Here is a 17,734-nt window from a genome sequence, read left to right as displayed (position 1 = left end):
CCTGTCCCTGTGATGCGAGGTCTGTTGGCGCAGCCTCGTGCAACTGTTCAGGTGGATACAAACGCGGGCGGGGACCAAGCCCGATCTCGGTGACATCACCAGGAATCTAACGGTCTCCCGCCCGTATCCACTTTCGCACAGTTCGGACACACAGGAATCCAGAGCAAAGGCGGCTATTTTGGCTCTGGATTCCCGATCGGGCCTTCGGCCCGTCGGGAATGACAAGCGCTAGAGAGTGACGGGCGGGCGGGCGCCTGTCGCCCACCCAGCTAGCCGCACGCCAGTGTCGCTCTAAATGAGGTAGCGCCGCGCGCAAATTTTTCAGCATGAAAACCGATGAGGCGTCGATGCGTCGAAGATTGCTCGGTACAATCTCCCTGGCCGTTTTGGCGTCTTTCCCGGCGCTTGGCGCGCGCGCCGCGCAAAGCGAGAGCAAGCCTGCCTGCCCCGGCGGCGACCCCGGCATAACGCTGCCCTCGGGTTTCTGCGCCACGATCTTCGCCGATAAGATCGGCCACGCCCGCCATATCGCCGTCGCCGACAACGGCGTCGTTTACGTCAACACATGGAGCGGGCGCTATTACGGGAAGCGAGGAAAGACCCACGAAGGCGGCTTCCTCGTCGCGCTTCAGGATAAGAACGGCGACGGCGCAGCGGATGTTGTCGAGCGCTTCGGCGAGACGCCGGAGAGCGGCGGCTCGGGCGGCACCGGCGTCGGGTTCTATGACGGCGCCGTTTATGCGGAAGAACGCGACAGGATCGTCCGTTACGCGCTGTCGCCCGGCGAGATCGCGCCGAAAGCCAAGCCCGAAATAGTGATCTCCGGCCTGCCGGTTACCGGCGACCATCCGATGCATCCTTTCGTCATCGACGCGGGCGGCAATCTCTATCTCAGTTCAGCCTCGGCGACCGATTCCTGCCAGGCCGAAAACCGCATGCCGGAGTCGCCGGGCCTTTCCCCCTGCAAGGAGCTCGAGACGCGCGGCGGCGTCTGGCGCTATGACGCCAAGAAGCGCGACCAGAAATTCTCGCCCACTGAGCGCTTCGCGACGGGCATCCGCAACGCCGAGGGCCTGACTGTTGCAGGGGATCGCATCCACGCCACCCAGCACGGGCGCGATCAGCTCGCGGAAAACTGGCCGAAGCTCTACACGCCACAGCAAGGCGCCGATCTTCCCGCCGAAGAGCTTCTCGAGCTGCGTGAGGGCGCCGATTACGGCTGGCCCGAATGCTATTATGACGGCTTTCAAAAGAAGCTCGTGCTTGCGCCCGAATATGGCGGCGACGGCGGCAAGAAGGTCGGCGTCTGCGCGGAGAAGCAGGGGCCCATCGCCGCTTTTCCGGCGCATTGGGCGCCGAACGCGTTGCTCGCCTATCGCGGCGGACAATTCCCGACCGCCTATCGCGGCGGCTTCTTCATCGCTTTTCATGGCTCGTGGGATCGCGCCCCCTTCCCCCAGAGCGGCTATAATGTCGTTTTCCAGCCCGCCAAGGATGGCAAGCCCGCGGGCGATTTCATCGCCTTCGCCGATGGATTCGCGGGCGGGGCCAAGGAGCCCGGCGGCGCGGCGCATCGGCCCTCGGGTCTCGCGCAGGGGCCGGACGGCGCCCTTTACGTCTCCGACGACACCAATGGCCGCATCTGGCGCATCACCTACCATGGCGACATCGCGCAGGGCCTCGAAGCCGCGCCCGCGTCCGCGCAGACGACGGCGCGCGCAAAGGAAGCCGGCCCGCCGGAGGGCGTCAATCCGGAAGCCGGGGCCTTGGAGGGGAAAAGCCTGCCGGTCCCGCCGGGTGCAACGGACGCGCAAGTCGCTTTGGGAGAGCGCATTTTCAACGGCCATGCGGCGGGCGGGACCTGCGCCGGCTGCCATGGCGCGAATGGCAAGGGCGCGCCGCTGGCGCCCGACCTGACGAGCGGCAAATGGCTCTGGTCCGATGGGAGTTTGAAGTCGATCCGGGAGGTGATCGCCCAGGGCGTCGCCAAGCCGAAGGAATATCGCAGCCCCATGCCTCCCAAAGGCGGCGCGCAACTAAGCGACTCGGATTTGGCGGCTGTGGCTGCCTATGTCTGGGCGATCGGGCAGAAGAAATAAGATGAGCCAAGCGAGCAGCTCGCAGGGCTCCGAATCCAGGTTAACAAACCCTTAGCAGCCGCGTCATGCCCGCGCTTGTCGCGGGCATCCACGCCAGGACATTGTGACATGCGAGGAGAAGAAGCGGCGTTATTCCGGCTCATGCTCTCAGCTTTCCGCGTCGGCGCGGCGTGGATGGCCGCGACAAGCGCGGCCATGACGCGGAGAACACGTCTGGGCGGGTAATACCCGCTGAAAAGTCCGGGTTGGGCATCCCGCGAATTTCGTTCCTGCCCTTAATGGGCCGTCCCAGCAAATGGGACTTGCGCGTGCGCCTTAAGTTCGGCGCGTAACTTTACCCCTGCATGCCCTGCCTGCATGCCCTGCAATCATGCGTCTTTATTTCGGAACGTCGCGGCGCAGCCCCTGCCGCCCGCGCCTCCAAACATGCTGTATTTTTATGCACTCGGAATGGCGCCAGGGCGTTTCCCGCCTGTCTAATCTATGCAAAATTTCCGCGAATCGCGGAAAGGAATTTGCGGATGTCCGATTACTTCACGACCCGCGAGCTCGCGGCGCTGCTGCGCGTGAAGGAGCGCAAGGTCTACGATCTCGTCTCGGAAAAGGCCCTGCCGGTTCGGCGCGTGACGGGAAAGCTGCTCTTCCCGAAAAAGGAGATCGAGGCCTGGATCGCCAGCAGCGGCGAGGAGAGCGCGCCGGCGGAGCGAGAGTCGGCCGCCGCACATTTCCCGCTCGTCATGGCCGGCGGACACGACCCGCTCCTCGAATGGGCGCTGCGCGAATCGCGGTCGGGCATTGCGGCGCTGCTCGATGGCGCGCTCGACGGTCTCGCCCGGTTGAAGTCGAAAGACTGCGTCGCGGCGGGGTTGCATATTCCCTCAGCGCGCCTCGACGATTGGAACGTCGCAGCCGTGCAGGAGGCGATGGGCCGCGAACCCGTCGTCCTGTTGGAGTGGGCCAAGCGCAGTCGGGGCCTCATGTATCGCCCCTCCCCCGGCCAGTCGATCACATCGCTCGCGGATATTGGCGATCGTCGTTTCCAGTCGCGCCAGCCGGAGGCCGGCAGCGAGCTGGTGCTCTCGCAACTGCTGGCGAAGGAGAAGATGCGAAAAACCGACCTGAATGCGATCGAGGCGATCGAACGGTCGGAGACCGACCTCGCCATGGCGATCGCCTCGGGCCGCGCCGACGTCGGGCTCGGGATTGAAGCCGCGGCGAATCAATTCAAGCTCGCTTTTGCGCCGCTGGTGGTCGAGCGTTTCGATATCCTCGTGTGGCGCAAGGCCTATTTCGACCCGCCGTTCCAGAAGCTGATCCGATTTTGCGCCAGCGACGCCTTCCGCGACCGGGCCGCCGCTCTCGGCGGCTATGATTGCGCAAACCTCGGAACCGTCCACTTCAACGGCCCCTGAGAATCCCTCGAGCGGTCGAGCGATGCGTCGGCCCAATCTTGCCAATTGGGGCCACACGGGGCTTAATCAGGCGGGGGAGCGGGTCCAATGTCCAGTGAATTAACCGTCTTGGTGTGCGGCATCGGCGAAGACGCCTCGGCCGTGGCGCGTGGGCTTTTTGGCGAAGGCTATGCGGTCGCTTTGCACAAATGCGCGAGCCCGCTCACCCTGCGACGCCGCATGAGCTTCGCCGACGCCTGGTACGACGGCTACGCCGTCCTCGACGGCGTCGAGGCCCGGCGCGCCGACGTGGCGTCGGAATTTATGCTCGGACTGCAGAGCCGCGCCTTCATCCCCTTGCTGCGCGGGCAGCTCGCCGATGTAATCGAGCGCTGGCCTTGGCACGTCATCATCGCGGCGCGGGAAGACAAGGAAGACGACGTCGGCTCCTTCCTCAATCTCGCGGAGTTCACGATCGGCCTCGGATCGAGCTTCTCGCCGGGCGTCGATTGCGACGTGGCCATCGCCACTCACGGGCCCGACCCAGGCGCGATTCTGCGCGCCGGAGACGGCTGGCCAAAGGAATGGCCGGAAACGCAACATAGCGTCGTCTCGGCTCCCGTCTCGGGGCAGTTTCGCGCCGACATGCCGATCGGCGCGCTGGCGACGCAGGGCGCGCCCATCGGATATATCGGGGAAACGCCGATTCCCGCGCCGCTCGGCGGACGCATCGTCGGCATTGCCCGCAGGGAGCAAGCGGTGGCCGAAGGCGCGCCCATCGCGGAGATCGCGGAGAATGTGACGGCGCGGGTCGCCGGCGTCAGCCGCCGAAGTCAACTCGTTGCGCGCGCCGCTTCCTTCGCGATCGAACTGGAGAATGAGGGAATCAAGCCCTTCTCCTTCGAGGACTGGGGCTAGCGCCACTAGAGCCCCGCATGGACCGCGAGCCTTCAGGCTCGCAATCGTTTGGCGAGCCTGAAGGCTCGCGGTCCACGACGCCTGAGAGAATTTGCATAGAGAATTTCCATGACCCGTCTCAGACCAAAGCGCATCGTCGATCTGTCCAAGGAAATCGTCGATAACCCGAACGACCCCTTCTTCATGCGCGTGAAGATCAAACACCACGGCCATCGCAAGGCGCGTTGGCTGGTGCGGGCGCTCGGGCTTCCCTTCCGGCTTTTCCCCAAGGATTTCGCCGGCTGGGCCGATGACACGATCACGCGCATGGGCGTCCATTCCACGACCCATATCGACGCGCCCTGGCATTACGGCCCGGAGCTTTCCGACGGCCGCCGCCCCGCGACGGTGGATGAAATGCCCTTGGACATGTGCTTCGGCCCCGGCGTCGTCTTCGACATGCGCCACAAGGCCGACGGCGAGGAGATCACTGTCGCCGATATGGAGCAAAGCCTGCGCGACAGCGGCGCGGCGCTCGGCGACGGCGTCATCGCCCTGATCCACACTGGCCGCGACCGCCTGCAGGGAACGAAAGACTATTGGAAACGCGGAACCGGCATGAGCGCGCCGGCGACCGAATGGCTGATCGATAAAGGCGTCCTGGTGATGGGGATCGATCAGTGGGGCTGGGATCTGCCGTTCCATCATCAAATCCGCGTCTCCAAAGAGAAAAACGACGAGAACCTCTTCTGGCAGGGCCATCTCGTCGGCCGTCGCAAGCCCTATTGGCAGATGGAGCAATTGCGCGGCCTCGACCAATTGCCGAGCCATGGCTTCGACGTGGCGATCTTTCCGCTGCGTTTGAAGGGCGCCTCCGCCGCGCCGGCGCGCGTCGCCGCCTTTCTTTATGAGTGAGGCGTCGACCGAGGATATGATAGACGTGACGTGAAACTTGTCAGCGGGCGCGAGACGGATGACGACAGCCAAAAAGATAGACGCGCTTCTTGCGCTCCGCAGCGAAGGCAAATTTCTCATCGGGCGGGACCGAATCAAGGTGCTCGAGGCCGTTGCGCAGCATGGAAGCATTTCCAAGGCGGCCAAGGCTGCCGGCTTCAGCTACAAAGCGGCGTGGGACGCCGTCGCCGCCATCAATAATCTGCTGCCGAGCCCCGCCTTCGTTACGAAGGCCGGCGGCAAGAGCGGCGGCGGCGCCGAAGTGACGCCCGAGGGCCGCAAGCTGATCGAGACCTTTCACAGGCTCGAGGACAGATTGTCGAGCATCTCCTCGATGATTGCGGAAGTGGGCCTCGACGGGCAGGAGGATTTTCTGCTGTGGGGCGTCGCGGTGCGCATCTCGGCCCGCAATGTTTTCCAGGCGGAGGTCGTCTCGATCAAGAAGTGGCCCGTCGACGTCGAGGTCACTTTGCGGATCTCCGGCGAGCACACCCTCCTCGCCATCATCACCAATGAAGCGACTGAGGAGCTCGATTTGAAACCCGGCCGTAAGGTCGCCGCTCTGGTCAAATCCTCCTTTATCGAATTGAGCGCGCCGCAGGAAACGCCCAAGGAAGCCCGTAACCGCTTTGCCGGCGTGATCACGCGCCGCATCGACGCCGAGCGCAATTGCGAGCTGCTGATCGACATCGGCTCTGGAAAGACGATGACCGCTGTCCTGCCGAGACAGGACGTCGAAGCGATGGGACTTTCGGAAGGGGGCAATGTCGTCGCTCAATTCGCGCCGCAGAATGTGATTCTCGCGGCGGATTGAGAGACCCCCTCCCCAACCCTCCCCCGCTGACGCGGGAGAGGGGGCAGAGCGTGGCCTTCATCTAGGACGCGGATCAATCCCGAGCCACATCACGGCCCTGGATTGCTGCGCGTCGCTCTCAATGTCGCGCTGGTTTTGCTCTACGGCTCGCGTCGCGAGCGTCTGGAATGATCCCGTTTCCGGTTGAATTGCTCGGATTGAGGCTTGTCATTCCCGACGGGCCGAAGGCCCGATCGGGAATCCATGCCACAAAAGCGCTGATTTGGCTCTGGATTCCCGATCGCTCGCTGCGCGAGCGTCGGGAATGACACCGAACCAATCAAGCGGATCTCGTATGACTTGATGGTCGCAAGGGCTGGCTAATTGCCGCCGCCGGCCTGCTGATTTTCGAGTTCGCGAAGGCGCGCCCGAATCGTTCGCCAATTGGGGACAGGCAGCGCCTCTTCTTTGCACTGGCGCGCAATCTCTTGAACGAGCGTGCTAAATCGCGGCCGCTCCGGCTCGGCGACAAAGGCCGCCAAAGCCGTTTCTATGATGCGCTCGCGCTTGGGATCGAGCCCCTTTGTGCCCTTCGGGCGCCCCACGGAGCGCGCGGACGACGGAGCGATGGCGCCGCAGGTGCGAAACGACTTCATCATGCGATAGGCCGTCGCGCGGGAGACGCCCAAATCTTTCTTCAGCTCGTCGACGATCGTCCGCGTCGGCGCACGATTCACATGGGCCAGAAGGCAGCGCAGCGCGTCTTCCCGCCTGCGCTGCAACGTGAGATTTTGCCTGTCTTCTCTACTATCCATGGCGTCGTCTACATTTTGTTTATTCTTGTGATTTTCTGACATTTCAACGGCGGCCGTGTGCCTGACGGAGCGATTTAGGGCTTTTCCGATATCGGCTCCAGGAGTGGCAACCGGAAGCCAGGCCATCATTTCTCTCATAAATACAAAGCTAAGGGAATGTTTGATTTTCCGCCCCTGACGGGCCGCGCGCCAGAACCGGGGGGCCAGCGTCTCACCCGCGCCCCCTGCAACAACGGGAACGGATGTCGAATATTCAAGGGGTTCTTGCCAAAAATAGAAATGTTCAAAAGTTGAACCGACGATTTTTGTGCAGTGAGACAATTTTATACATGCTCTGCTTCAAAGTGTCGCACGCCGGACTCATCCACAGGCGCGATTTTTACATTCAGTGGACTCTCGCTGAAATGCCGGACCATTTACCGCCATTGCGTCGCACAAACAAAAATGTCCCGACTCGATTTCTCGAGCCGGGACAAAATTGCTGGGAGAAAGGGTTGGTTTGCGCGCTCAGAGATTGAGCATGCGGTTCACCGTCGGGATGAAGACGGCGAACAGGAAGATGATGAATCCGATCCAGAACGCGACCCAGCCGAGTTCATTGGCGGAGTGAAATGTTTTCATTGCTTGGCGCCTCCCTAGTTTCTAAGGCCGTTGTTCAGCCAAGCGCACATAATCGTCGGACGAAGCTTCAAATCAACAGACTTTGGTGCGGCAGAAAGTCGCGATTCACAAGTATCAGCATAATATACATCAGTATCATATTTAAATACACGCGCAAGAATCTCAGTTTAAAATACATGTATTTGATACAATTCAGTGCAATGCGCTCAATTGACGCAGTTTTGGCATCAACTGGGCAATTGACGTTGCTCATCCCGTCCATGATAGCTTTCGACCCTGTCAGGAATGCTTTCTCCATAGCCTAAAGTGCTTAGAAAGCATTGAAAGTATGCCTGATAGACATGAAAGGACACGCAACTTCGCGGGAATCTTTCGCCCAGAAACGGCGCGAAAGCTTCGCGTGGGTGCGCGAACCCAGTTCAAACTGAAAACTGGAGGAGAGGAATGTCACTAACAGAAAAAGCAGGGGTAGCGGCCAAGGCGCAGACGGACTCGATCGTCAATTACCGTCCGGCCTATCTCGCCATGGCGGCGCTGGGCACCTTTTACGTCGGCATCCGAATCTATGAGCAGTATTTCGGCTGGAAAGCCGGCCTCGATTCTTTCGCGCCGGAGTTTCAGACCTACTGGCTCAACATCATGTGGACCGAGCTGCCGCTCGAGTTCATCGCCTTCTGTGCGGTCGGCGGCTATCTTTGGAAGACCCGCGACCGCAACATCAACGCTGTCGCGCCGCGCGAAGAAATGCGTCGCCTCATCACGCTGATCGGCTGGCTGCTCGTCTACGCCTTCACGGTTTACTGGGGCGCGAGCTACTTCACCGAGCAGGACGGCACCTGGCATCAGACCGTCATTCGCGACACGGACTTCACGCCGTCGCACATCCTGGAGTTCTACCTCAGCTACCCGATCTACATCATCGCGGGCTGGGGCGCCTTCATGTACGGCCGCACGCGCATTCCGCAGTTCGCGAACCGCATCTCGCTGGCCTTCCTGCTGTTCTTCGCCGGTCCGTTCATGATCTTCCCGAACGTCGGCCTGAATGAATGGGGCCACACCTTCTGGTTCATGGAAGAGCTGTTCACGGCGCCGCTGCATTGGGGCTTCGTGTTCTTCGGCTGGTTCGGCCTCGCCATGTTCGGCACCGTGCTGCAGATCCTCGGTCGCGTGATCGAGCTCAGCAAGGAGTACGAAAAGGACGTGCTCGCGATCTGATCGCGAGTGTCGCTCTCGGTGGCGCGCGCATCGCTCCCAGGGCGCGCGCGAGACCGAAGAAGAAGCGGCCGCTTTCGACAATTTCTCCCTCTGATGTCGCGAGCGGCCGCTTCCGGCCGACGCCAAGAGCGCTGCGGCCCGATCGCAGAAAAGCGCTCGGCAAAAACAAAACCCGGCGGCATCGCCGGGAGGAACAATCAAGGAGAGACAAGATATGTCTATTTCGAATGAAACGGCTCCGGCGGCAGGCCGGGCCTGGGCGTCGAAGGAGGAATTCCTCGGCTGCGTCAAGCTGACCGACTGGATCCTGCTTCTCGTCCTTTTCCTGGTGCTGCTCGGCTCGTTCCACATCCACTACATGCTGCTGGCCGGCGACTGGGATTTCTGGATCGACTTCAAGGATCGCCGTATGTGGCCGACCGTGGCGCCGATTGTCGCCATGTGCTTCGCCGCCGCCGCGCAGTCCTTCTTCTGGCAGAAGTTCCGCCTGCCCTTCGGCGCGACGGTCGCCTGCTTTGCGCTGCTCGTCGGCGAATGGATCAACCGCTACGACAACTTCTGGGGTTGGACCTTCTTCCCGATCAATCTCGTCTTCCCGTCCGCGCTGATCCCGATGGGCTTCTGGCTCGACGTGATCCTGCTGCTCTCGGGGAGCTGGATCGTCACGGCGGTGCTCGGCGCGATGGGCTGGGGTCTGTTGTTCTATCCGAGCAACTGGCCGGTTCTGGCGCAGTTCCACCAGGCCACCGAGGTCGACGGCGTTCTGCTGACGCTCGCGGATCTCATCGGCTTCAACTACGTCCGCACGGGCACGCCGGAATACATCCGCATGATCGAGCGCGGCACGCTGCGCACCTTCGGTAAGGACGTCGTGCCGGTCGCGGCCTTCTTCTCGGGCTTCGTCTCCATGCTCGTCTACTTCCTCTGGTGGAAGGTCGGCGGCTGGTTCTCCACGACGAAGTATCTCGAGAACGACGACATCTAATCGAAACACCGAACAACGGCCGGGGCGCAGAGCCCCGGCGCAGAAGACGACAAAGGGAGTCGAATACAGATGAAACAATCTTTCTTCCAGAAACTGGCAAGAACGGCGTCGGGCCGCGCAGGCCGTCTGCTCGCCGTCGGCGCGGCTGCGATCGTCGCCGCCACGACCTTCGCCGCGACGCCGGCCGCGGCGCATGGCGAACGCTCGCAGCAGGCCTTCCTGCGCATGCGCACGCTCAACTGGTATGACGTGAAGTGGTCGAAGACGACGTTGAACGTCAATGAAGAGATGGAGCTCACCGGCAAGGTCCACGTCTTCTCCGGCTGGCCGCAGGCCGTCGCGAAGCCGCAGGAAGCCTTCCTCAACGTCGGCGAACCCGGCCCGGTGTTGATCCGCAAGAGCGCCTTCGTCGGCGAAGTGCCGGTGCCGCGCACCTTCTCGCTGGATGTCGGTCAGGACTATGACTACAAAATCGTCCTGAAGGCGCGCCGTCCCGGCCGCTTCCACGTCCACGTCCAGGTCAATGTGAAGGACGGCGGTCCGATCGTCGGCCCCGGCCAGTGGATCGAGATCAAGGGCGACATGAAGGACTTCACCAATCCGGTGACGCTCCTCGACGGCTCGACGATCGACCTCGAATCCTACGGCATCAACTGGACGTACGCTTACCACTTCCTGTGGATGGGCGCTGCGGCTGTGTGGATCCTCTACTGGTTCATGCAGAAGGGCATCATCGTCCGCGGTTGGCAGGTTGCGGCCGGTAAGAAGAACGAGATCATCACGACGGCGGACAAGCGCTTCGGCGGTCTGTGGCTCGCCGGCTCGATGCTCGCGCTGCTCTTCTTCTATGCGCAAGCCAACAGCCAGTTCCCGCGCACGCTGCCGATGCAGGCTGGTCTGCTCACGGGCATCTCGCCGCTCTACCTCGGACAGGACACCGTTACGGCGCATTATTCGGGCGGCTCCTACAAGGTGCCGGGCCGCGAGCTGACCGTGAACCTCCGCATCACCAACAATGGCAAGGAGCCGCTGCGGATCGGCGAGTTCACCACGGCGGGTCTGCGCTTCCTCAACCCCGACGTGTTCACCAGCCGTCCCGACTTCCCCGACTATCTGTTGGCGGATCGCGGCCTGTCGCTCGACGACTCGACGCCGATCCAGCCCGGCGAGACCAAGAATGTGGTCGTCACCGTGCAGGACGCCCGCTTCGACGTCGAGCGTCTGTCGGATCTGGCCTACGACACGGACAGCCAGTTCGGCGGCCTCCTCTTCCTCTTCAGCCCGTCGGGCGAGCGTAAGCAGGTGGAGATCGGCGGTCCGGTGATCCCGAAATTCCAGCTTGGCGCTGCGCTCTAAGCTGAACAGCTCTTCACGCGGCTACTCTTCCTCTTCTCCGCGTGTTGGTGCGACTTGCCCGCCGGGTCTTCCTGGCGGGCATTTTTATTTTCATGGCCTGCGGCGGCGCTTCGAACGTCGCCCGCGGTAAGGGTCTCGCCCGAGAGACGCGTTTCTGTTAAGCTTCTGTTCGTTTCCGACTGCCGTATCTGTTCCGAGTCCGACTTCTTTGATTCAGCAATCGCGAGAAAGGACTTTTGCCATGCGCGAAAATGGTCCTGCCGCCTTTTTCAGGGCGGCCTCTCGACGCTTCCGCGATGCGATCGAAGCCCGTCGCGGCCAGGCGGGTCTCATCGGCGTCCTCTGCGCGCAAGCGTTCGAGAGTTTCGACAAGACGGTCCCGGCCCTGCCGCACGCTGCGGGGCTTGCCTGTGAAAGGGAGTGTTCAGGCTGCAGCCGGCTGCGCGCCGTCGCCACGGCCCCGGAGATATTGCTGTTGGCGCATTTCCTTTACGGCGTGGAGCGTGGCGGCGCGGCCAAGAGCGATGACGAGGCGCAACGCCCAGACCATCCCTCGCATTGCCCCCTCGTCGAAAACCGCCTCTGCCGCGCCCATAAGCTGCGCCCGCTGGCCTGTCGCGGCCTCGCCTGTCTCGGCGCGCGCGACTGCGACAAGCTCGCCTGCGCCGCCGACGACGGCGAAGACAATGAAGCGTCGCTCTCGAAGCCCCATCTCGTCGTGCGAAGCCTGGTGCAGAACGCGATGATGAATGCGCTTCGTTACGAAGGGATGTCCTGGGGTCTGTATGAGATCGCCGCAGGCTTGCGAATCGTTCGCGACGCCCCGATGGCCGCGCGCGAATGGCTGGCCGGGGGCGATCCGCTCGCGCCAGCCTCGGCGCCGGAGTTCGACCGCCAGCGCGCCGCCGCAATTTTCGACACGATCGACCGCCTCTAGCGCCCCTCCCCCCGCTGCGAACGGCGACGGGATGTGATGGCTTGCGAGAGATACGCGCGCGCGTCGTCCGATCTGCGCCGCTCGAATAGACAAGTTCGCTGGACCACGCGACAAGCTGTTGACAGCGCGCGCCGCTCTCTCTAGATCACGTCCGGTCACGGCGACACGCCGACCGTTGGGGGATAGTTCAACGGTAGAACAGCGGACTCTGACTCCGTTAATCTTGGTTCGAATCCAGGTCCCCCAGCCACTGATTTCCTTGCGCTTTCTTCCTTGCCAATAAGACCGTCGGGAATTCTTATTCTCTGTTCGAACTTTCAAATGGCGCCCTCGCCAAGCTCCGGGCCGCGGCGCTGGTGATGGGCGTCAAGGATCGTGGTCGGCCAGTTTCAGAAGGCGTTCGACGCCGACGGGTTCTTCCTCGAGCAGCGGCACGGCGGCGTAGCGGCGGGCATGGACCGTCGCCACCTTCTCCACTTCGGCCAGCTCATTTTGAGCGCGCTTGCGTAAGAGGGGCGCGCGCGGGCGCGCCGCCGCCACGCTGTTATTGATGACCCATGCCCACGGCTCGATCCCCGCGCGCCGCAGATCAGCTTGCAGGTTAGCGGCTTCGAGGACGGGCGTTGTCTCCGCCAAAGTGACAAGAAGGACCTTCGTCCGCTTCGGGTCCTGAAGCTGCATCATCGGGGTCGTGTAATGCGCGCCTTTGGCGTCGAGCATGCGTGCGACCTCGCGGTGATAAGCTCCCGTTGCATCCAGCAGCAGCAGCGTATGGCCGGTCGGCGCGGTGTCCATGACCACGAATTTCTCGCCCGCCTCGCGAATGACGCGCGAGAAGGCCTGAAAGACCGCGATTTCTTCAGTGCAGGGCGAGCGCAAATCCTCCTCGAGCAACGCGCGCCCTTGGGCGTCGAGATGCGCCCCTTTCGTCCGCAACACTTCCTGCCGATAGCGCTCCGTTTCGCCGTGTGGATCGATACGGCTGACTGTCAGATGCGCCATGGAGCCGCGCAGCGTCTCGGTGAGATGTGCGGCAGGATCGGAGGTTGTGAGGTGAACCGGCAGCCCGCGCCGCGCCAGCTCGACGGCGACCGCCGCCGCCAGTGCGGTCTTGCCGACGCCGCCCTTCCCCATCAGCATGACCAGCCCATGGCCTTCGGCGGCAATGTCATCGATGAGATCGGAAAGGCTTGGCGCACGGAGCTCGACCGGCTCCCCCACCGCCGCGTCCGGCTGAGGCGCGGTTTCAACAAGGAGCTGGCGCAGGGCAGCGAGGCCGACGAGGTTGAACGGCTTCAACGGCACATCATCGCGGGACAAGGCGCGCAGTTCGTCCGGCATCGCGGCCAAGGCCGCTTGCTCACGTCTATAAATCGCCTTGGCGAGCGGATCGAGCGCCGCTTCCGCGTCGGGCAACAGCCCATTGATGATCAGGAATTGCTGGGTGAGGCCGATGGCCGCCAGCTCGCCATGCGTGCGCGCCGCTTCGCGTAGCGCTGAATTCTGGGCGCGGGCAACGAGGATAAGACGGCTGCGTCGCCCGTCCGCGAGCGCCTGCACGGCGGCATTGTATTGCGCGCGCTGTTTTTCGAGTCCTGCCAGCGGCCCGAGGCACGAGGCGTCGCCTTTTCCCGCCTCAAGGAAGCCGGACCAGGCGACGGGCAGTTGCAGCAGGCGGATGGTGTGGCCGGTTGGCGCGGTATCGAAAACAACGTGATCATAAGCCGAGGCGATCTCGGAATCAGTCAGCAGCGCCGTGAATTCGTCGAAGGCGGCGATTTCCGTCGTGCAGGCTCCCGAAAGCTGTTCCTCAATGCCTTTGACCACGGTCTCCGGCAGTTTGCCGCGTACCGGGCCGACGATGCGGTCGCGATAGGCTTGCGCCGCCGCCTCCGGGTCGATCTCAAGGGCAAACAGCCGGGGAACGTCGCTGATCGGGGTGATTTTGTTTCCGATAGAAACCCCGAAAACCTGGCCGACATTCGAGGCCGGATCGGTGCTGACCAACAGCACCCGGCGTCCCGCTTCGGCGAGCCGGATCGCCGTGGCGCAGGCCAGCGAGGTTTTGCCGACCCCACCCTTGCCGGTGAAGAAGAGGAAACGCGGCGCGCTGTCGAGGAATTTCATTGCGTCATCTCAGCAGCAGGAGGTCTTGCCACCACAGCACGAGCCCTGTGCGGTTTCGGCGGCTTCCTTGACGCCCGCCCAGCGCGCCAGCTCGGCGCGACTGGGATAGCGTCCGGCAAGCGCAATATCGCCGTTGACGAGTATCAGCGGCAGCGCCTCCTGCCCCGAGCGCTCAAGAAAGCCTTTCACCGTGGCGTTGTCGGCAAAAGCCATGGGTTGCTGGGCGAGATTGAAGCGCTCGATTTGCGCGCCGTTCTTTTTCGCCCAATCGACATCCGCTGCGAAAGTGATAAGCGCCTGATCGGCTTCGACGCCGCAAACGCCGGTGCTGCAACAAAGGGCGGGATCGAAAACGTGAATGGTTGTCATGGAAGTCCTTTCAGGATTGAGGTTGAACAGTCTTGCCGATGACGACTTCGCCATCTTCCTTGGTGAATTCGCCAATGTCCGGATTGGGCAAAATATCGAGCACCGCCTCGGAGGGGCGGCAGAGGCGCGCGCCCTTCGGCGTCACGACGATCGGCCGATTGATGAGGATCGGGTGTTCGAGCATGAAGCCGATCAGCTCGTCTTCCGTCCATTTGGGATCGGCAAGGCCGAGCGCCTCATAAGGCGTTCCCTTCTGCCGCAGCAGCTCGCGCGCGGAAATGCCCATGGCTTTGAGCAACTCGACGAGCTGCGCGCGCGTCGGCGGGTCTTTCAGATATTCGATGACGATTGGCTCCTCGCCGCTTTGGCGGATCATCGCCAGCGTGTTGCGCGACGTGCCGCAGGCGGGGTTATGATAGATCGTGACCGACACCTTCACGCCTCCGCATCGTGGCGCGCCGCGCCAGAGCAACAAGCGGCTTCAACGACAGGCGCAGGTTTCGAGCCGCAGCAGGGCGAAGGCGCCGCCTTCCCGCCGCTGGTGCGAAATCCCGCGAGCCTCGTATCATCGCCAAAGACTGTGCTTTCGCCGGTGGTCAGAAACGACTCCCACAAAAGCCCTTGCGGGTCCGAGGTCCACGCTTTTTCGGACTCGGCATAGCAGCAGGTTGTCGTGTTCTCTTCCAGCACAGGCCGCTCGGCCCGTTGCAGGCGGCCATAGACTTCCTTCAACTCTTCAGGCGTCTCGACCTGAATCCCGAGATGATCGACGCCCACCTTTCCGCCGCGCGCCGAAATCGCAAAGTTTACGCGCGGATCATCAATCATCCATTTGGCGTAGTCAGGTTTCGCGACTGTCGGCTCGGAGCCGAAAAGCGCGCTGTAAAAGCGGATGGACGCCGCAAGGTCGTCAACGGAGACATGCACGTGCAAGCGTTTCATGGCGTTCCTTTAGTTAGCAGGTTGAAGAGCAGCATCCATCGGCGTCGCCTTGGCAGCAATTCTCGGTCATATAGGCGAGCAAGGCGTTCATGACCGGATAGGCCGCCGAGTAGATCAGCGACCGGCTTTCGCGACGGAAGGTCACGAGGTTCGCGTGTTTGAGCTGGTTGAGGTGAAAAGACAGCGTTGCCGGCGGAAGCCCCAGCCGTTCGCCGATTTGCCCCGCGGGAAGCCCTTTGGGTCCGGCCTGGACCAGCAGTCTAAAAATATCGAGACGCGTCTCATGGCCGAGCGCGACAAAGGCGGTTATGGCCTCTTTCTTTTCCATATTTCGAATATAGTGGAAATATTGCCCCTGGCAAGGCCCCGGCTAGTCGCGATCAGGCATGAGTGTCGCATCTCTCACGCGATCCTCGCGCACGCGCGGCAGTCTTCATGATGAACTCGTCCTCTCGCGCTGCGCTCTCTCCTCCATCAGCGACGAGACGGTGTCCAGCAAGCGGATCGCTGCGGGCAGGCGCGCATGGGCGTCGCGTTGGCGCTCATCCGCGGGCGCCAGGGCGCGCCACCAATCGATGAAACGGCCGATCAAAGCCCGCCCCGGTATTCTCGTGAACGGAACGCCCGGAAACGCCTCCAGGCCGAACGACGCCTCGACGTCCCGCAGGCAGGCCTCGATGTAACGGGCGTCTTCGCCGCTCAGGGCGAAGGGACGCTCGGGCGCGCGGCGCACCATGCGGACCTCGCTGAGCTCGGGAATGTAGTGTTTCTTCAATGTCGCTACGCTCCGTCCGCACGTTTTGAGCGCCCATCAATTCTCGTGCCGCCGGCCTGAGGACGCAGCTTGGCGCGATGCTTGCTTTTCGACCGGGCGAAAAATCAACGCCGGGACAGCAATGAGCGCCGCCGAACAGATTTCGACAACGGACGAACGGGGCCCGATCCCGGCGGCGCTGAAGCGTTTCATTTGGGACATTCAGTCCATGGTCGAGCTTGCCGACAGCGAGCGTGAGATTCTCCTCATCGGCCGTGATCTGATGGCGCGCCTCATCTGCGAAGCGGACGCCTTGCCCGCGGCCTTTTCCGCAGCGCCCCCAGGCGCGGCGCGCCAATTTCAGCTCTACAGCGACGCCATGGAGCGCTTTTGCGTCGTGAGCACGGTCCTGGCGGGCGGCGCGGCCCTCTCGATCGCGCAACCCGCCGCCTGGGAGATCATGGGCGTGCTCACGGGGGCGATCGACCGCGGCGGCCGGCTGCTGCGGGCGGGCTCGGCGGAAACGCTCGGATCGAAAGGCGGCGACGTCTCACGTCTGTCCAACGCCCTCGACGATCAGCTCTCGATCGCGATCCACGTCTATGGCGGCGAGATCGGCAGGCTCAGTCGCCGCCAGCTCGCGCCGGACGGAACGTCCTCGCCGCCGCTCGGCTACGCCAATGGCGAAAACGCCCCGCCTTACGACATTTTTTCGATCCAGACGAATATCCGGGACTGAACGCGGCTTCGATGACACTTTGGCGCGTGGAAGCATCACGCGGCGATTTCGGTTTCGAATACTGTCTGGCCAAGTATTAGCGTTCGGCGTTATCGAGCAAAGCCCCAATCTCCCGATGCGCGCGTTCGATCTCGGCCACGAGCCTTTCGCATAGCGCCGCGCTTCTAACATCGCCGCGACGCAGCGCCTCTTCATAGGCCTGCGCCGCCTCCCCCAGCGCAAAAGCGCCGACGGCGCGCGCGGAGCCCTTCAAAGTATGGGCCAGATCGGCCCGCGCGCGCATGTCGCCCGGCTGGCGCGGCGCGCGCAGGCGGGCCGCGAATTGCGCGTTTTGGCTATCGAAAAGCTTAAGCAGTTCGGTTTCGAGCGCTTGATCTCCGAGCGTCTGGCGGGAAAGATGGCCGAGATCGAGCGCCGGCGCCGCGTCATCGCCCTCTTGGCGATTGCCCACATGGTTAATGGCCGCAGACTTGGGCATTCGCATGGGCTCCGCTTTTGCTCGCTTATGCTTTCCAGCCGCTGAAAAGCCGCACTTTTAAGGCGAATCCGTCGAGACCGAAGATCGCTTCCCAAGGGTCCGGCAAAGAAGATTGGCCAGCAGTTCTGAAACCGGCGTTAACGAAGTTTCGGATTACGCCTGCAGGCCGTGTTTCAATTGCTGGTGATGGGCTGTAATGTTTGGTTAATTCTTTTTGGCGCCCGAGCGATCGGGCGTGGCAGGGGGCGGCCGCCTCGGTGGC

Annotated in this window: 18 protein-coding genes and 1 tRNA gene; 11 read left to right on the top strand and 8 right to left on the bottom strand. The window is 62.7% G+C overall.

Going from position 1 to position 17,734, the window contains the following annotated elements; all coding sequences use genetic code 11:
• The first annotated feature begins 347 nt into the window (after window positions 1-347).
• From JJT62_RS08985 to JJT62_RS08965, 5 genes are all read left to right on the top strand, one after another.
• Window positions 348-2,099, top strand: coding sequence for a c-type cytochrome (locus JJT62_RS08985; RefSeq protein ID WP_246744790.1), 1,752 nt, complete (start codon window positions 348-350; stop codon window positions 2,097-2,099).
• Between the two features lie 521 nt (window positions 2,100-2,620).
• On the top strand, window positions 2,621-3,511 hold the full coding sequence (locus tag JJT62_RS08980) for a helix-turn-helix transcriptional regulator (protein ID WP_202072367.1): 891 nt from the start codon (window positions 2,621-2,623) through the stop codon (window positions 3,509-3,511).
• A gap of 87 nt (window positions 3,512-3,598) precedes the next feature.
• On the top strand, window positions 3,599-4,408 hold the full coding sequence (locus JJT62_RS08975; RefSeq protein WP_202072366.1) for a hypothetical protein: 810 nt from the start codon (window positions 3,599-3,601) through the stop codon (window positions 4,406-4,408).
• A 108-nt stretch (window positions 4,409-4,516) separates the two neighbouring features.
• The gene (locus JJT62_RS08970; protein ID WP_202072365.1) at window positions 4,517-5,302 is read left to right on the top strand and encodes a cyclase family protein; all 786 of its coding nucleotides are present in this window, start codon (window positions 4,517-4,519) and stop codon (window positions 5,300-5,302) included.
• A 58-nt stretch (window positions 5,303-5,360) separates the two neighbouring features.
• Window positions 5,361-6,155 carry a TOBE domain-containing protein gene (locus JJT62_RS08965; RefSeq protein ID WP_202072364.1) on the top strand — a complete coding sequence of 265 codons (795 nt, stop codon included), beginning with the start codon at window positions 5,361-5,363 and terminating at the stop codon, window positions 6,153-6,155.
• Window positions 6,156-6,514: 359 nt separating this feature from the next.
• On the opposite strand, the gene JJT62_RS19125 is transcribed toward JJT62_RS08965, so the two are convergent.
• Window positions 6,515-7,270 (bottom strand): helix-turn-helix domain-containing protein, encoded by a 756-nt coding sequence (locus tag JJT62_RS19125; RefSeq protein WP_246744789.1) that lies wholly within the window; start codon window positions 7,268-7,270, stop codon window positions 6,515-6,517.
• 744 nt (window positions 7,271-8,014) lie between these two features.
• On the opposite strand from JJT62_RS19125, the gene amoC reads away from it, so the two are divergent.
• The 5 genes from amoC to JJT62_RS08935 all read left to right on the top strand — a co-directional run bounded on the left by amoC (window position 8,015) and on the right by JJT62_RS08935 (window position 12,313).
• Window positions 8,015-8,785: a bacterial ammonia monooxygenase, subunit AmoC gene (amoC, locus tag JJT62_RS08955; protein WP_202072363.1), complete on the top strand. Its 771-nt coding sequence runs from the start codon at window positions 8,015-8,017 to the stop codon at window positions 8,783-8,785.
• Between the two features lie 214 nt (window positions 8,786-8,999).
• The gene (gene amoA, locus JJT62_RS08950; RefSeq protein ID WP_202072362.1) at window positions 9,000-9,770 is read left to right on the top strand and encodes a bacterial ammonia monooxygenase, subunit AmoA; all 771 of its coding nucleotides are present in this window, start codon (window positions 9,000-9,002) and stop codon (window positions 9,768-9,770) included.
• 69 nt (window positions 9,771-9,839) lie between these two features.
• Window positions 9,840-11,126, top strand: coding sequence for a bacterial ammonia monooxygenase, subunit AmoB (gene amoB / locus JJT62_RS08945; protein WP_202072361.1), 1,287 nt, complete (start codon window positions 9,840-9,842; stop codon window positions 11,124-11,126).
• Window positions 11,127-11,367: 241 nt separating this feature from the next.
• A complete protein-coding gene (locus JJT62_RS08940; RefSeq protein WP_202072360.1) occupies window positions 11,368-12,063 on the top strand; it encodes a hypothetical protein in 696 nt (231 codons plus the stop codon).
• Window positions 12,064-12,239: 176 nt separating this feature from the next.
• Window positions 12,240-12,313 (top strand) — tRNA-Gln (locus tag JJT62_RS08935).
• A 116-nt stretch (window positions 12,314-12,429) separates the two neighbouring features.
• Here JJT62_RS08935 and arsA read toward each other — a convergent pair.
• The 6 genes from arsA to JJT62_RS08905 all read right to left on the bottom strand — a co-directional run bounded on the left by arsA (window position 12,430) and on the right by JJT62_RS08905 (window position 16,276).
• Window positions 12,430-14,190: an arsenical pump-driving ATPase gene (arsA, locus tag JJT62_RS08930; RefSeq protein ID WP_202072359.1), complete on the bottom strand. Its 1,761-nt coding sequence runs from the start codon at window positions 14,188-14,190 to the stop codon at window positions 12,430-12,432.
• A gap of 9 nt (window positions 14,191-14,199) precedes the next feature.
• Window positions 14,200-14,559, bottom strand: a complete 360-nt coding sequence (arsD, locus tag JJT62_RS08925) for an arsenite efflux transporter metallochaperone ArsD (RefSeq protein ID WP_202072358.1) — start codon at window positions 14,557-14,559, stop codon at window positions 14,200-14,202.
• Between the two features lie 10 nt (window positions 14,560-14,569).
• Entirely contained in the window at window positions 14,570-14,992 is a 423-nt protein-coding gene (arsC, locus tag JJT62_RS08920; protein ID WP_202072357.1) for an arsenate reductase (glutaredoxin), read from the bottom strand.
• 2 nt (window positions 14,993-14,994) lie between these two features.
• A complete protein-coding gene (locus tag JJT62_RS08915; protein WP_202072356.1) occupies window positions 14,995-15,501 on the bottom strand; it encodes an ArsI/CadI family heavy metal resistance metalloenzyme in 507 nt (168 codons plus the stop codon).
• Window positions 15,502-15,514: 13 nt separating this feature from the next.
• Window positions 15,515-15,829, bottom strand: coding sequence for a helix-turn-helix transcriptional regulator (locus JJT62_RS08910; protein WP_202072355.1), 315 nt, complete (start codon window positions 15,827-15,829; stop codon window positions 15,515-15,517).
• A 105-nt stretch (window positions 15,830-15,934) separates the two neighbouring features.
• Entirely contained in the window at window positions 15,935-16,276 is a 342-nt protein-coding gene (locus JJT62_RS08905; RefSeq protein WP_202072354.1) for a hypothetical protein, read from the bottom strand.
• Window positions 16,277-16,397: 121 nt separating this feature from the next.
• Between JJT62_RS08905 and JJT62_RS08900 the strand changes: the two genes are divergently transcribed.
• Window positions 16,398-16,994: a hypothetical protein gene (locus tag JJT62_RS08900; protein ID WP_246744788.1), complete on the top strand. Its 597-nt coding sequence runs from the start codon at window positions 16,398-16,400 to the stop codon at window positions 16,992-16,994.
• Between the two features lie 76 nt (window positions 16,995-17,070).
• Here JJT62_RS08900 and JJT62_RS08895 read toward each other — a convergent pair whose 3' ends face one another.
• Window positions 17,071-17,472 carry an Hpt domain-containing protein gene (locus tag JJT62_RS08895; protein ID WP_246744787.1) on the bottom strand — a complete coding sequence of 134 codons (402 nt, stop codon included), beginning with the start codon at window positions 17,470-17,472 and terminating at the stop codon, window positions 17,071-17,073.
• Window positions 17,473-17,734: the final 262 nt, after the last annotated feature.

This window comes from Methylocystis sp. Sn-Cys (assembly GCF_016745395.1).
Lineage (GTDB): Bacteria > Pseudomonadota > Alphaproteobacteria > Rhizobiales > Beijerinckiaceae > Methylocystis > Methylocystis iwaonis.
This window is presented reverse-complemented; position numbering and strand designations above follow the sequence as displayed.